The sequence below is a fragment of the Yinghuangia seranimata genome, assembly GCF_029953285.1.
Taxonomy (GTDB): domain Bacteria; phylum Actinomycetota; class Actinomycetes; order Streptomycetales; family Streptomycetaceae; genus Yinghuangia; species Yinghuangia seranimata.
Map to the genome: position 1 here is coordinate 69114 of NZ_JASAOI010000062.1, position 14762 is coordinate 83875.

At 71.1% G+C, this 14762-nt stretch carries 15 protein-coding genes; 7 read left to right on the forward strand and 8 right to left on the reverse strand.

Translation table 11 applies throughout. From position 1 onward, the window contains the following. Positions 1–152: 152 nt before the first annotated feature. Genes gcl through QI554_RS35845 form a run of 3 tightly spaced genes read right to left on the reverse strand, consistent with a single transcriptional unit; the run spans position 153 to position 3633 of the window. Positions 153–1874 (reverse strand): glyoxylate carboligase, encoded by a 1722-nt coding sequence (gcl, locus tag QI554_RS35835; RefSeq protein ID WP_281476357.1) that lies wholly within the window; start codon positions 1872–1874, stop codon positions 153–155. Beyond that, the gene (locus QI554_RS35840) at positions 1874–2797 is read right to left on the reverse strand and encodes a 2-hydroxy-3-oxopropionate reductase (protein ID WP_281476358.1); all 924 of its coding nucleotides are present in this window, start codon (positions 2795–2797) and stop codon (positions 1874–1876) included. Before QI554_RS35840 ends, gcl begins: the two co-directional genes overlap by 1 nt. Next, entirely contained in the window at positions 2797–3633 is an 837-nt protein-coding gene (locus QI554_RS35845) for a hydroxypyruvate isomerase family protein (RefSeq protein WP_281476360.1), read from the reverse strand. The genes QI554_RS35840 and QI554_RS35845 overlap by 1 nt, the downstream gene beginning before the upstream one ends. 156 nt (positions 3634–3789) lie before the next feature. On the opposite strand from QI554_RS35845, the gene QI554_RS35850 reads away from it, so the two are divergent. The 6 genes from QI554_RS35850 to QI554_RS35875 all read left to right on the forward strand — a co-directional run bounded on the left by QI554_RS35850 (position 3790) and on the right by QI554_RS35875 (position 7806). Beyond that, entirely contained in the window at positions 3790–4044 is a 255-nt protein-coding gene (locus QI554_RS35850) for a thiamine-binding protein (protein WP_281476362.1), read from the forward strand. Continuing rightward, positions 4041–4409: a helix-turn-helix domain-containing protein gene (locus QI554_RS35855; RefSeq protein WP_281476364.1), complete on the forward strand. Its 369-nt coding sequence runs from the start codon at positions 4041–4043 to the stop codon at positions 4407–4409. The genes QI554_RS35850 and QI554_RS35855 overlap by 4 nt, the downstream gene beginning before the upstream one ends. Positions 4410–4610: 201 nt before the next feature. Beyond that, complete coding sequence (uraD, locus tag QI554_RS35860) at positions 4611–5135, forward strand: 2-oxo-4-hydroxy-4-carboxy-5-ureidoimidazoline decarboxylase (RefSeq protein WP_281476365.1); 525 nt, start codon at positions 4611–4613, stop codon at positions 5133–5135. Next, a complete protein-coding gene (gene uraH / locus QI554_RS35865) occupies positions 5132–5482 on the forward strand; it encodes a hydroxyisourate hydrolase (RefSeq protein WP_281476367.1) in 351 nt (116 codons plus the stop codon). Before uraD ends, uraH begins: the two co-directional genes overlap by 4 nt. 3 nt (positions 5483–5485) lie before the next feature. Beyond that, on the forward strand, positions 5486–6397 hold the full coding sequence (gene pucL, locus QI554_RS35870) for a factor-independent urate hydroxylase (RefSeq protein WP_281476368.1): 912 nt from the start codon (positions 5486–5488) through the stop codon (positions 6395–6397). 11 nt (positions 6398–6408) lie between these two features. Continuing rightward, a complete protein-coding gene (locus QI554_RS35875) occupies positions 6409–7806 on the forward strand; it encodes an 8-oxoguanine deaminase (protein WP_281476369.1) in 1398 nt (465 codons plus the stop codon). 133 nt (positions 7807–7939) lie between these two features. Here the strand turns inward: QI554_RS35875 and QI554_RS35880 are convergent, their stop codons facing one another. Further along, positions 7940–8698, reverse strand: a complete 759-nt coding sequence (locus QI554_RS35880; RefSeq protein ID WP_281476370.1) for a hypothetical protein — start codon at positions 8696–8698, stop codon at positions 7940–7942. A gap of 302 nt (positions 8699–9000) precedes the next feature. Here QI554_RS35880 and QI554_RS35885 point away from each other — a divergent pair, with 302 nt between their 5' ends. Beyond that, positions 9001–9495 carry a hypothetical protein gene (locus tag QI554_RS35885; RefSeq protein WP_281476371.1) on the forward strand — a complete coding sequence of 165 codons (495 nt, stop codon included), beginning with the start codon at positions 9001–9003 and terminating at the stop codon, positions 9493–9495. A gap of 115 nt (positions 9496–9610) precedes the next feature. On the opposite strand, the gene QI554_RS35890 is transcribed toward QI554_RS35885, so the two are convergent. The 4 genes from QI554_RS35890 to QI554_RS35905 form a co-directional block, all read right to left on the reverse strand. After that, complete coding sequence (locus QI554_RS35890) at positions 9611–10687, reverse strand: alpha/beta hydrolase family protein (protein WP_425528114.1); 1077 nt, start codon at positions 10685–10687, stop codon at positions 9611–9613. Between the two features lie 406 nt (positions 10688–11093). After that, positions 11094–11483 (reverse strand): allophanate hydrolase-related protein, encoded by a 390-nt coding sequence (locus tag QI554_RS35895; RefSeq protein WP_281476373.1) that lies wholly within the window; start codon positions 11481–11483, stop codon positions 11094–11096. Positions 11484–11658: 175 nt separating this feature from the next. Further along, positions 11659–13263, reverse strand: coding sequence for a malate synthase A (gene aceB, locus QI554_RS35900; protein ID WP_281476375.1), 1605 nt, complete (start codon positions 13261–13263; stop codon positions 11659–11661). A gap of 46 nt (positions 13264–13309) precedes the next feature. After that, a complete protein-coding gene (locus tag QI554_RS35905) occupies positions 13310–14698 on the reverse strand; it encodes an NAD-dependent malic enzyme (RefSeq protein ID WP_281476377.1) in 1389 nt (462 codons plus the stop codon). Between the last annotated feature and the right edge of the window lie 64 nt (positions 14699–14762).

Below are 14762 nucleotides of genomic sequence, written 5' to 3' on the forward strand. Positions count from 1 at the left end.
GCCGCCGGGTGGGGTCGGGGGGTTTCGGCACCCGCCCCGGTCCGGTCGGTGGACCGGGGGCGGGCGCCGGGCGGCCGAGAGGATCGGCAGCCGTAAGCGAAGACCGGAGGGAAGACGGTCCAGGTCGGCACCGGCCTCCGCTTGTCTGTAGGTCAGCCCTGCGGAAGCGGCTCGAACTCGCGGACGGCGTCGATGGCGGGGCCGTGCGGCGTGTTCGCCTCGCGCTCGATCATGATCTCGACGAGCACGGGGCGGGAGGTGTTCTGCGCCTCCTTGCGGGCCCATTCCAGGGTCTCGCGGATGTCGCCCGGCTCGAAGACGCGGCGGCCGGAGCAGCCGTACGCCTCCATGATCTTGACGTTGTCGGCGCCGTAGTCGTCGTAGTGGATGTCCACCTGGTAGTTCATGTCGTACGGCAGCGACGCCTGGCGGATCAGGCCCAGGTACTCGTTGTTGAGCATGATGATCACGAACGGCACGTTGTACTGCGCCGCGACCGCGAGCTCCTCGACGAGGTACTGGAAGCCGTAGTCGCCGACGATGCCCACGACCTCGGCGTCCGGCTCGCTGTTCTTCAGCGCCTTCTTGACGCCGATCGCGGCCGGGATCTCCCAGCCGAGCGGGCCGGCCTGGCCGCAGATCTGGTAGTGCCGCGGCAGGTACGCCTTCTGGTGCTGGCCGCCCCAGATCTGGTACAGGCCGATCGCCGTGACGAAGTAGGTGTTCGCGTCGAAGACCTCGTTGATCTCCTTGTAGGCGCGGGGCGCCTTCACGGGGACCGCGTCGAAGTCCTCGCGGCGGGTCAGCGTGGCGCGCAGCTCCTGGACGCGGGCCACCCACTCCCCCGCCTCGCGGCGCAGGCCGCGCTCCTTGGCGGCCGCGAGGATCGCCTGGAGGAACAGCCGGGTGTCGGACACGATGCCGAGGTCGGGCTGGAACACCTTGCCGATCTGGGTCGGCTCGATGTCGACGTGGATGAACTTGCGCTCACCGCGGTACACGTCGAGCGTGCCGGTGTGGCGGTCGCCGAAGCGGGCGCCGAGCGCGAGGACGAGGTCGGACTCCAGGAACGACGCGTTGCCGTAGCGCTGCGAGGTCTGGATGCCGGTCATGCCGCTGTAGAGCGCGTGGTTCTCGTCGATCGAGCCCTTGCCCATGAGGGTGACCTGGACCGGGATCTGGAGCAGCTCGGCGAGCTCGAGCAGTTCCTCGTGCGCCTCGCCGATGATGACGCCGCCGCCGGACAGCAACAGCGGGCGCTCGGCGGCGAGCAGCATGTCGAGGGCGGCCTCGACGCGCGGCGGGTGGGGGTGGACCTCGGCGACCGGCAGCGGCGCGTCGAGCTCGGGGTCCCACAGGATCTTCTGCTGCTGGACGTCCAGCGGCAGGTCGATCAGGACCGGGCCCGGGCGGCCCGAGCGGGCGATGCGGAACGCCTCACGGAAGATCCAGGGGGCCTGCGCGGCCTCCTTGACCTGCACGGCCCACTTGGTGACCGGCTTGGCGATCTCGACGATGTCGACCGCCTGGAAGGCCTCCTGGTGCAGCTTGGAGGAGACCGCCTGGCCGGTGATGCAGATCATCGGGATCGAGTCGGCGATCGCCGTGTACAGGCCGGTGATCATGTTGGTGCCGGCCGGGCCCGAGGTGCCGATCGCGATACCGACGTTGCCGTTGGTACGCGCCCAGCCGTCGGCCATGTGCGTCGCGCCCTCTTCGTGGCGGACGATGAGGTGCTCGATCGTGCCGTCGGCCTCGAGCGCCTTGTAGAGCGGGAGGATCGCGGCGCCCGGGCAGCCGAACGCGGTGTCCACGCCCTCGGACTTGAGGACCTGGACGACGGCGTCCATGACGGGCATCAGACGGGGAGCCATCAGGCGTTACCTCCTGCCGAACGCGGGCTGTCGGCCAGGCCGTTGAGGCGCTCGAGGCCGAGCAGCAGACCGCTGTGGTCGAGGTCGCCGTCGCCCTGTGCGCGGAGCGCGGCGACGAGCGAGGTGGCCAGTGCGCCGAACGGCAGCACGAGGCCGAGTTCACGGGCCGCCTCGGAGACGATGCCCATGTCCTTGTGGTGCAGGTCGATGCGGAAGCCCGGCTTGAACTGGCGGGCGCGCATCGAGTCGCCCTTGCGGGCCATCACGGTGCTGCCGGCGAGGCCGCCGCCGAGCACCTCGAGGCCGGCCTCGGTGTCGACGCCGGCGCGCTCGAGGAAGAGCAGCGCCTCGGCGACGAGCTGGATGTTGCCGGCCACGATGAGCTGGTTGGCGGCCTTGACGGTCTGGCCGGCGCCGTACGGGCCGACGCGCACGATCGTCTTGCCGAGCGCCTCGAACAGCGGGAGCGCCGAGGCGAAGTCCTCCTCCGCGCCGCCGACCATGATCGACAGCACCGCCTCGATGGCGCCCGCCTCGCCGCCGCTGACCGGGGCGTCCAGGACGCGCAGGCCGAGCTCGCCGCCCCTGGCCGCGACGCCGATCGACGTGCTGGGCTTGATCGAGCTCATGTCGATCACCAGCGTGCCGGGGCGGACGTTCTCCAGGACCCCGTCCGGGCCGTACATGACCTGCTCGACGTGCGGGTCGGCGGGCACCATCGTGATGACGGCGTCGGCGTCGCGTACGGCGTCGGCGATCGAGGTGGCGCCCTTGCCGCCGGCCGCGACGAGCGCGTCGATGGGCGGCTGGGTGAGGTTGAACCCGGTGACGGTGTACCCGGCCTTGACCAGGTTGGCGGCCATCGGGCCGCCCATGATGCCGAGGCCGATGAAGGCCACCGAGCCGATCTTCGCGTTGCTCATCAGGCGTTTCCCTTCCCGTCACGGCGGTCGCGCGGCAGCCATGCGAAGCTGTCGGCGCTCGGGCCCACGGGCTTGTACTCGAGGCCGACGCGGCCGTCGTAACCGACGGCGGCCAGGCGGCCGAACAGGTCGTCGAAGTCGAGGTCGCCGGTGCCGGGCTGACCGCGCCCGGGGCTGTCGGCGATCTGGACGTGGCCGATGCGGTCCGCGTAAGCGTCGATCACCGCCGGCAGGTCCTCGCCCATCGTGGCGAGGTGGTACAGGTCGCACAGGAACTTCGTGTTGCCGAGGCCGGTGGCCGCGTTGACCGCGTCCACCACGTCGACCGCGGCCTTGGCCGAGTCCAGCTGGTACAGCGGGTTCTCGACGGTGTTGACCGCCTCGACCAGCACGACGGCGCCCTCGCGGTGCGCCGCCTGGGCGGCCAGGGCCAGGTTGGCCAGGCCGAGTTCGGCCTGCTCCTGGCGGGACACGCCGTCGACGCGGTTGCCGTACAGCGCGTTCAGCACCCGGCACCCGACGCGGGCGGCGAAACCGACCGCCACGTCGATGTTGGCGCGGAACCGGTCGGAGTCGGCCGGCCGCGACACCAGGCCGCGGTCGCCGCCGGGCATGTTGCCGGCGTCGAAGTTCAGGCCCACCAGCGACACACCGGCGTTGCCGAGTGCGCGCTCCAGGGCGTCGAGGTCCGCATCGGCCGGTGTCGGCCCGTCGAACGGCCACCACAGCTCGACCTCGGTGAAGCCGGCCTGCGCGGCGGCGTCGAAACGCTCCAGCAGGGGCAGCTCGGTGAACAGGATCGAAAGGTTGACATCGAAGCGCAGTGCGGCGCTCACGCGACTCACCTCTTCCACGGGGGCTCTAGGTAAATTCCACGATGCGGAAGCAGGATTCTGCTTAACGGAATGATGCCACCATGCTTCAACAGTTTGTCAATGCCGCGCGTCGATGAATCCTGGATTAGTCGATACGTCCTGACTAGGGTTCAGGCCGTGCGATTGAAGATGGAGTTCACGACAGAGCCGTTCGAGATGCCGGACTTCCCGCCCCACGCCGTCACGGCGCGGCGGATCGTCGACGAGGCCGGGCTCGACGTCGAGGTCGGCCCGTTCGGCACTCTCGCGGTGGGCGACGCGGAGACCGTCCTGGCGGTCGTCGACCGGCTCTTCCGGGAGACCTTCGAGGTCGGCGCCACGCGCATCTCCGTGCAGGTCACGGCCGTGCCGGACGCGGAGGACGCCCGATGAGCGAGCAGGCCCACCCGCTGGTCGACGCCGTCAAGCCGCTCGTCGACGCGCTCGGCGCGGACCTCGTGCCGACCACCGACGCGAAGCCCGAGGACGTCGTCCTCGCGTGGGACGGCGAGCCGGTGGTCGCCGTCCGGCTGCCCCACCTGGGCGCCGCGCTCGACCGGCTGCTGGCCGAAATGGTGCGCCAGTTCGGCGGACCGCTCGCGGACCTGGGCCGCGAGGACAAGCAGCGCGTGGTGCGCGTCCTGGAGGAGCGCGGCGCGTTCACCATCCGGCACGGCGTCGAGTCGGTCGCGGCCGCGCTGGGCGTCAGCCGCTTCACCGTCTACAACTACCTGAACCGCGAGCAGGGCGGGCAGTAGCCCCCGACCGCCCCTGGCCGCCGCGGGCCCGTCCGCCGGGCCGGGGCTCGTGCGAACCTCCAAAATCCGCCGTTCGCCCACCGGACTGATCCACTTCAACAAACTGTTGACGGGGTGTCATCCGCCGACCTACCGTCCTAGCTGAGCGCGGTTCCGATGATCCGGACGCGATGACAGACGCTCTGCTCCAGGAGGTCCGGCGTGGCCGATCTACCGGAACCCACTGATTCCCCCGGCGGTCCCGGGCTCGCGCGGCTCAACGCCGCCGACCCGGCCGACACCGTCAAACTGCTCGGCGAGGTGTGCGCGAGCCGCGGCTGGATCGACGCGGTCGCGGCCCGCCGCCCGTACCGCGACCTCGACGAGCTGTACGCCGCGTCGGACCTCGCGATGTCCGGCCTCACCAGCCCCGACCTCGACGAGGCGATGGCCGGGCACGCGGTCATCGGCCGCCCCCGCGCCAACGACGAGCAGTCCGAACGCGAACAGGCCGGCGTACGCGGCGCGGACGACGGCGTGCTCACCGAACTCGCCGACGCCAACCAGGAGTACTTCGACCGCTTCGGTCACGTGTTCCTGATCTGCGCCACCGGCCGCGGCGCCGCCGAGATGCTCGACGCGCTGCGCGTCCGGCTCGGCAACGACGCGGCCACCGAGCGGGAGAACGCCCGCGAGGAACTCCGCAAGATCAACCGGATCCGTCTCGAAAAGCTGGTGCAGGCATGACCGCCGTCTCGACCCACGTCCTCGACACCAGCGCCGGCGACCCGGCGCGCGACGTCCCCGTGGAGCTCGCCGTCCTCGACCAGGACGGCGGCTGGCAGGTCCTCGGCACCTCGGCGACCAACGCCGACGGCCGCTGCCCCGACCTTCCCCAGGTCTCCTCCCCGGTCGACGGGACCCCGGCCACGGTGCGGCTGCGTTTCGACGTCGCCGCGTACCGGGCCGCCCGGGGCGAGGACGCCTTCTTCCCCGAGGTTCAGGTGGTCTTCACCACCGACCCGGCGCGCCCCCACTACCACGTTCCACTCCTGCTCAACCCGTACGGATACTCCGTTTACCGAGGGAGCTAGACCATGCCGATGGTGCTCGGCCAGAACCAGTATGGAAAAGCGGAGAACCGGATCGTCCGGGTTCGCCGCGACGGCAATCGGCACGAGGTCAAGGACCTCAACGTCAGCGTCGCCCTCTCCGGAGACCTCGCGGACACGCACGTCACCGGCGGCAACGCCGCGGTGCTGCCGACCGACACGACCAAGAACACCGTGTACGCCTTCGCGCAGGAGCACGGCGTCACCTCCGCCGAGGACTTCGGCGTGCTGCTGGCACGGCACTTCGTCGACTCGCAGCCGACCATCCACCGCGCGCGCATCCGGGTCGAGGAGTACACCTGGAACCGGATCGCCACGCCGGACAGCCGCAACCGGTTCATCGGCGCCGACGAGGTGCAGCACTCCTTCGTCCGCGACGGCGCGGAGACCCGCACCGCCGAGATCGTCTACGACGGCACGTCGTTCCAGGTGATCTCGGGCCTCAAGGGCCTGGTGGTCATGAACACCACCGCCTCGGAGTTCTGGGGCTACATCAAGGACCGCTACACCACGCTCAAGGAGGCGTACGACCGCATCCTGGCGACCGAGGTGAACGCGCGCTGGAAGTTCGGCTGGTCGGGCGACGAGCTCGCGCCGGTCAACTTCGAGCGCTCGTACGCCCAGGTACGGCGGCACCTGCTCGAGGCGTTCGCGGAGACCTACTCCTACTCGCTGCAGCAGACGCTGTTCGCAATGGGCAACCGGGTGCTCAACAACCGCCCCGAGGTGGACGAGGTACGCCTGTCCCTCCCGAACAAGCACCACTTCCTGGTCGACCTCGAGCCGTTCGGGCAGAAGAACGACAACGAGGTGTACTTCGCCGCCGACCGCCCCTACGGGCTGATCGAGGGCACCGTGCACCGTGAAGGCGTCACCCCCGTCATCCCGGTCGACTGAGGAGGGACCAGGTGGGCAACGCAGCGGACCGCGGCGCAGACGGCGCCGAGCGGATCGTCATCGAGAACGCGTACGTCGCCACGGTCGACGCGGCGGACACCGAGCACGCCTCCGGCCACGTCGTGGTGGCGGGAAACCGCATCGAGTCGGTCGGCGCGGGCCCCGCGCCCGCCGTTGAGAACGTCGCACGCCGCATAGACGCGGGCGGTCACCTGGTCACCCCCGGCCTCGTCAACACCCACCACCACTTCTACCAGTGGATCACCCGGGGCCTCGCGCAGGACTCCATCCTGTTCGACTGGCTGGTGGAGCTCTACCCGACGTGGGCGCAGATCACCGACGAGCTGTGCCACGCCGCGGCGCAGGGTTCGGCGGCCGCGCTGATGCTGTCCGGCTGCAGCACCGCGATGGACCACGCGTACGTGTTCCCCCGCGGCGCCGGCGACATCCTCGGCGCCGAGATCGAGGCCGTCGCCGAGCTCGGCATGCGGTTCCAGCCGACCCGCGGGTCGATGGACCGCAGCCGCAAGGACGGCGGCCTGCCGCCGGACAACGCGGTCGAGGACACCGACGAGGCGCTCGCCGCCACCGAGGCGGCGATCGACCGGTGGCACGACCCGTCGTTCGACTCGATGCTGCGCATCACCGCGGCGCCGTGCTCGCCCTTCTCGGTGTCCACCGAACTCATGCGCGAGGCCGCGGTACTGGCCCGGCGCAAGGGCGTGCGGCTGCACACCCACGGGTCGGAGACGGTCGAGGAGGAGAAGTTCTGCCACGAGTTGTTCGGCATGGGCCCGACCGACTACTTCGAGTCGGTGGGCTGGCTGGGCGACGACGTGTGGATGGCGCACAGCGTCCACATGAACGACTCCGACATCACGAAGTTCGCGGCGACCGGCACCGGCGTCGCCACCTGCCCGTCGTCCAACGCGCGGCTGGCCGCGGGCGTGGCCCGGGTGCCGGACATGCTCCGCCACGGCGTGCCGGTCGGGCTCGGCGTCGACGGCACGGCGTCCAACGAGTCCGGCGAACTGGGCACCGAACTGCGCAACCTGCTGCTGTTCAACCGGGTCCAGTGGGGCGCGGACGCGCTCACCGCCCGCCAGGCGCTGCGCGTCGGCACCGTCGGCGGCGCCCGCGTCCTGGGCCGCGAACGGGAGATCGGCAGCATCGAGCCCGGCAAGCTCGCCGACCTCGCGGTCTGGAAGATGGACGGCGTCCTGCACTCCGGGATCGCCGACAAGGTCGCCGCCCTCGTCCTGGGCGCGGCGGCGCCTTTGTCGCTGCTCCTGGTCAACGGCGTCCCTGTCGTCGAGCACGGCCACCTCACCCGCGTCGACGAGACCACCATCGCCGCCAACGTGGCCGCCGCCTCCACAACCCTCGCGCGGCGCGCAGGCTTGGCATAACCCGCACGCCAAGCCCCACCGCCCCCGCGAGCAGGGGCCCGACGGACTCACCGGACCGCCGGGCCCTTTCGCGTACCCGCGTGGGAACGCGCCGCCGCCGACGCGAGGTTCGGGCGACGGCGGGCGACGTGGCTCAGTCCGCGGTGAAGTACGCCCGGCTGACGCGCAGCGCGACGACGCAGTCCACACCCGAACCGCGCAGCGCCTCCACGCCCTTCAGATCCGCTCCGTGGTGCTCGGCCGCGACGTAGTCGCCCGCGAACCAAGGACGTTCGTTGCCGAACAGCACGTCGGCGTCCCGTTCGGTGAACGCCGCCGCCAGTGCGGGCCTCGACGCATCCCGCAGCACCGCGGTGCACCCGGGCGTCGAGGTCTGCACCGTATGGTCGGGCAGTTCCACCCTGACCGGCACTTCGGGCACACAGACGCCTCCACTGAGCCCGGTGGACGACGTGGGGACGTCCAGCCAGCCACTCGCGTGCAGAGCCCGGAGCACCGCGGCGGACGCGGCGACGCGGTCGCCCGGCACCACGTAGTAGCGCGTGGTCTCGCGCAGGCACTCCAACTGCCGCACGCCCCTGGGTTCCGTGGCGCCGATGCCCAGATCGCGGTACCCGCAGTCGTCGGCGACGGCCGCGCCCAGCGCGGCGACCGCGCCCGTCCCGGCGGCCTCGAACGCGCCGAACACCGCGTCGGTGTCGCGCACCGCCGCGGCCCGGCCGTCCGCAATCCCGGCCGCCGAGCGGTCGACCTGTTCCTTGACCGTCGGCGACCGCTCCTCTCTTACCGCCGCTCGGAGTTCGTGCAGACCGAGCACGAGCAGTGCGAGCAGTGCCGCGCCCAGGGCGGTGAGCACGGTCGTGCGGGTGCGGACCCGTCCCCCGAACGTCATGTCGGTCATGATCTCGGCGCCCCGCGGGTCGGCGCGTCGGCCTCGGGTCGGATGGCTGTCCGACTCCAGGGGTACACACGAACCGCGGTTGCGCGTGTGTGCGATACACAGGAGACCTGAGTACAAACACTCATGTACGGCGCACCGGCCGCGACCACCATGGCCACGTCGACGTTCGTCGGCAGGCCCGCAAGAGGGTTCTCCCTCCGATCTCCCCGTCGGAGCAGGAGAGTCGCGGTGCCGAGCCGATTCCGCCCGGATGGTCGCACCCCCTTCCGTGCCGTGAAAGGAGTGCCGAAACGATGGTCCCCTCCGAGTCCCCTCCGCGGTTCCGCGACGACCTGTCCACGATCTACGACTTCATGGACGAGATCCTCATCCGATGCCCGAAGTGCCAGGCGCTCGCACGGGTCGTGGCGTATCCGCGGCGGGAGCTGTTGTCGCCGTTCCAGTCGCGGAGGCTGGTATGCGCGGCGTGCGGGCACACGCGGGACAAGGACAGCGGCGTGTACTCGATGCCGAGCGCACGCGCCACGCACATGTACGACCCGTACTTCTATCTGCCGCTGTGGCTGCAGACGTCCACGCGGCACGGGCTGCTGTGGGCGTACAACCTCAACCACCTCGCGCTGATCCGCCGTTACGTGGCGGCGGAGCTGCGGGAGGACGCGTGGACGGAGGAGGGGATCAGGATGACGCTGGTCTCCAGGCTCCCGGCGTGGATCACCGCGGGCGACAACCGCGCCGAGGTGCTGCGCCTGATCGCGCGGTTGCAGGAGACGGTCATCTCCCGCTGAGCTGACCGCCCTTGCAGGCCGTGCATGCGGCGGCCCGCGAACGGGTATCCGCGTGCATCGGTGTCCCGCACTCCTCCCCGGGTGCGGGACACCGGCATGTCGGGACGGGTGCGGTTCAGCGCAGTTCGAAGCGCATCTCGGGGTAGGCGTCCGACGTGCCGTCGAACAGCCGGGTGTGCCGGCCGCGCAGGTGCAGGTCGAAGAACGCCATGACGTACGCGCGCAGCGCCGCGACCGCGCGGTCGGGCCGGATCGTGCCGAGCATCGGCTCGGTGGACTCGGGCGGCTGCCCGAGCGCGGCGGCGATCTGCGGCATCAGCACCTCGACGTCGGTGAGCGACACGTGCCGGGACTTCTCCAGCACGTACATCCGGCGCCAGCCGCGCAGGTTGGGCCAGAACTGCTGCCACGTCTCGTCATACTTCATGGCCTCGTGCTCGGCGGACTCCAGGAGGAGATGGGGCCGGTCGAGGCCGCCGGCGACGACGGGCCCGAAGACGGCGCCGTCGAGGTTCACGCCGGCTTTGAAGCGGGGGTCGGCGTACATCGCGGACGCGGCGGTGGCGGCGCCCCGGGAGTGGCCGAAGATGCCGACGCGGCGCAGGTCGAGCGCGCCGCACAGGCCGGCCGGGAGGCGCCGGCGGGCGGCGTCGGGGTTGCCGCCGCGGTCGAGGATCGTGAGTTGGTCGATCAGGAACCGCACGTCGGCGGTGCGGATTTCGACGGGGATCTCGGCTTCGTCGGGGTGGGTGCCGTAGTAGGCGCGGCCGTCGGGGAACTCGACGACGACGGCGTCGCCAGGGTGGTCGACGGCGGCCACGATGTAGCCGTGCGAGGCGAGTTCCTCGGCCTGGGTGGTGCCGAAGGCGCGCGGTTCCTCGTATCCCGGCGAGTAGACGACCACGGGCGCGCGGCCGGCGTCGTGCGCGTACGGCGCGGTGTCGCGGGCGTGGGTGAGCGGGAGGCGTACGGCGTCGGCCGGGATCCCGTTGGCGGCCATCAGGACATGGCCGCTCAACTCGGGTATCCACGGCGTGAATTCGCTGCCGCCATGCGGGGCCGCGGGGTAGAACAGGCTGACCATGAGCTCGCGCCGCGAGGCGGGCTGGTACGGGTCGGCACGGTTCTGGTCGACCAGGTGGAGGTCCACGCGGCCGACCGGGTAGCGGCCGGTGGGGACGGGCAGCGTCAGGCGCGGCGGAACGGCGGTGCCGGGTGCGGTGGCCGCCGTGGATGCGGGCGCGGTCCTGGAGTCGGCGGGCGGTCCGGTCGCGGCGTGGGCGTTGCCGGTGCGCAGGGCTCCGATCACGCCGACGGCCGCGACGGCCCCGAGGCCGGTGGTGAGCCCCCGACGGCTGATCTGGTGTGGTGACGACATGTGACCCCTTCCGATCGGCGTTGACCCGATCCTAGTGAATGGATTCACAAGACCAACAGATGGGGTTCCCTTTACCTGGTGTGTGTTCGCGCACAGCCGAACGCCCCGCACCCGTGCGCGTGTTCACGGGTGCGGGGCGTTCGGATGTCCGCGGCGGGAACGACCGTCGCGGTCCGCGGGCGGCGGCAGCGGGTAGCCGCCGCCCGCGAGTCGGTGGGCCTCAGGCCTCGCGGCCGAGCGTCCCGAGGTAGGCGCGCCAGCCGCCGAACTCGGTGATCTCCTTGTGCTTTCCGCTCTCCAGCTCGCCGTTGCGCAGGATCATCGAGAAGGACGCGGAGCCGTCCTCGAGCTTGATGATGCCGAACTCCAGCTCGGCCGGCTCCGTGGGCAGGAGTTCGTCGCGCAGGACCTCCTCGGGCACGTCGTACACCTCGCCCTCGATCTGCGCGTCGGTGCCGGGCGCCGGGAGCAGGCCGGGGCAGCGGTCGCCGATCGAGAAGAAGCGGTAGCCGGGGGCGGTGCGGGTCTTCATGACCAGCGGCGCGCCCTTGAGGTGGTGGTGGAAGGGGCCGCCTTCCATCGCCTGGCCGTTGAGGAACATGCGTGCCATGCGGGTCTCCTGATCGCGTGTCGGAAAGCGGGAGTGCGGAAAGTAGGTGTGCGGAAAGCGAGTTCGGAAAACGGAAGTGCTGAAGAGGGTGCGGAACGGCCGGGAGCGTCGGCGGGACGCGCCCCCGCGACCGTCGGGCGCCGCCCGGCCGTTCCGCGTTCTGGGGCCCGGCGCGCTAGTCGAGCAGCGCGTAGCCGGGGAGGGTGAGGAAGTCGGCGAACTCGTCGGCGAGGGCCACCTGGAGGAACAGGTCGCGGGCCTGGGTCCAGCGCCCGCCTTCGAACGCGGTGTCGCCCAACTCCTCGCGCAGGTGTCCGAGTTCCTCGGTGACGAGGCGGCGCACCAGGTCGGGGGTGACCTTCTCGCCGGTGTCTGCCAGCACGACGCCGTTGTTCACCCACTGCCACACCTGCGAGCGGGAGATCTCGGCGGTGGCGACGTCCTCCATGAGGCCGAACACCCCGACGGCGCCGTGGCCGCGCAGCCACGCCTCCAGGTAGCGCAGGCCGACGCCGACCGCGTTGTGCAGGCCGTTCGAGGTCTCGGTGCCGCCCGCCGACGCGACGTCCAGGAGCTGGTCGGCGGTCACCGACACCTCCTCGCGCAGCCGGTCGAGCTGGTTGTCCCGGCCGGCCAGGACGGCGTCGAACGCCTCGCGGCAGACCGGCACCAGGTCGGGGTGCGCGACCCACGAGCCGTCGAAGCCGTCGCCGGCCTCGCGGTCCTTGTCGTCGCGGACCTTGGCGAGCGCGGCGGCGTTGGCGGCGGCGTCGCGGCGGGACGGGATGACCGCGGCCATACCGCCTATGGCGTAGGCGCCGCGCCGGTGGCAGGTCTTGACCAGCAGTTCGGTGTAGGCGCGCATGAACGGCGCGGTCATGGTGACCTGGTTGCGGTCCGGGAGGATGAACGCCTGGCCGCCGTCGCGGAAGTTCTTGACGATGGAGAACAGGTAGTCCCAGCGGCCCGCGTTCAGGCCCGAGGCGTGCTCGCGCAGTTCGTAGAGGATCTCGTCCATCTCGAACGCGGCGGTGATGGTCTCGATGAGCACGGTGGCGCGGATGGTGCCGCGCGGGATGCCGAGCACGTCCTGCGCGTGCACGAACACGTCGTTCCACAGCCGGGCTTCGAGGTGCGACTCGGTCTTCGGCAGGTAGAAGTACGGGCCCGAGCCGCGCGCGAGGAGGCGGGCGGCGTTGTGGAAGAAGTAGAGGCCGAAGTCGAACAGGGCGCCGGCGACGGGGACTCCGTCGACCAGCACATGGCGCTCGTCCAGGTGCCAGCCGCGCGGGCGCATGACCACGGTGGCCAGCTCGTCGTCGGGCTTGAGGGTGTAGGCCTTGCCCTCGGCGGTGGTGAAGTCGACGCGGCGCTCGTACGCGTCGACCAGGTTGCGCTGGTGCGCGATGACGTTGTGCCAGGTCGGCGCGGACGCGTCCTCGAAGTCCGCGAGCCACACCTTGGCACCGGAGTTGAGCGCGTTGATGGTCATCTTGCGGTCGGCGGGGCCGGTGATCTCGACGCGGCGGTCACGCAGCTTCGGCGGCGCCTCGGCGACCCGCCATTCCGACTCGCGGATCTCGCGGGTCTCGGGCAGGAAGTCCAGACGCCCGGTGCGCGCGATCTCGGCGCGCTTCTCCTGGCGCTTGGCCAGCAGTTCGTTGCGGCGGCCGCCGAAGCGGCGCTGGAGGTCGGCGACGAAGCGCAGCGCCTCGGTGGTGAGGATTTCCTCCCCGCGCGGCACGGGGCCGCCGGTCACGGTGACGACCGGTGCGGTCATGTGGCACTCCTTAACGCGGAACGGACGCTTCTCAGCTAACAGCAGGTCAGGCCTGGTGGGCGCACGCCGCGCGCACGGCGGACGCGACCGCTCCCGCGACCTCGGGGTCGAACACGCTGGGCACGATGTAGCCGGCGTTGAGCTGTTCGGGTGCGACCCGGTCGGCGATCGCCCCGGCGGCGGCGCGGAGCAGTTCGTCGGTGATCGCGGAGGCCCCCGCGTCCAGCAGGCCGCGGAAGATGCCGGGGAAGGCGAGCACGTTGTTGATCTGGTTGGGCAGGTCGCTGCGGCCGGTGGCGACGACCGCGGCGTGCCGGCCGGCGGCGGCCGGGTCGACCTCGGGGTCGGGGTTGGACAGCGCGAAGACGATCGCGCGGTCCGCCATGGCGGCGATGTCGGCCTCGTCGAGCAGGTTGGGCGCGGAGACGCCGATGAAGACGTCGGCGTCGACGACGGCCTGCTTGAGGGTGCCGAAGAAGCCCTCGTCGTTGGTGTTGTCGGCGACCCACTGACGGTCGGCGTCCAGGCCCTCCTGGGCACGGTGCACGGCGCCGTTGCGGCCGCACGCGATGATGCTCTCGGGGCCGAGCGGCAGCAGCAGGCGGATGATCGCGTTGCCGGCCGCGCCGACGCCGGAGAGCACGATGCGGCAGTCGCGGATGTCCTTGTCGACGACCTTGAGCGCGTTGTAGAGCGCCGCGAGGACGACGACGGCGGTGCCGTGCTGGTCGTCGTGGAAGACCGGGATGTCGAGCGTCTCGCGCAGCCGCCGCTCGATCTCGAAGCAGCGCGGCGCCGAGATGTCCTCGAGGTTGACGCCGCCGTAGACCGGGGCGATCAGCTCGACGGTGCGGACGATCTCGTCGACGTCCTGGCTGTCGATGCACACCGGCCACGCGTCCACGCCGGCGAACTGCTTGAACAGCGCGGCCTTGCCCTCCATGACGGGCAGCGCGGCGCCGGGCCCGATGTCGCCGAGGCCGAGCACGGCGGAGCCGTCGGTGACGACCGCGACGGTGTTCCGCTTGACGGTCAGGCGCCGCACGTCTTCGGGGTGCTCCGCGATCGCGGTGCAGACGCGGGCGACGCCGGGGGTGTAGGCGCGGGACAGGTCGTCGCGGTGACGCAGCGCGACCTTGGGGACGATCTCCAGCTTGCCGCCGAGGTGCATGAGGAAGGTGCGGTCGCTGATCTTGTGGACGGTGACGCCCTCGACCTCGCCGAGCGCCTTGCCCACCGCCTCTGCGTGCGCGGCGTCGATCGTGTCGCAGGTGAGGTCCACGATCACCCGGTCCGGGCCCGAGTCGACGACGTCGAGCGCGGTCAGCACCGCACCGGCCTCGCCGACACGGGTGGTGAGCAGGCCGGCCGCGCCGATCGAGACGGGAGCCTCGACGCGCAGCGTGATGGAGCATCCAGGGCTGGGGGCCGGCATGGGGTGACCTCGTTCCTTTTCCTCGATCCCGAGACGGGCGAGTTCTGTAGAGTGGAGGTTAGTT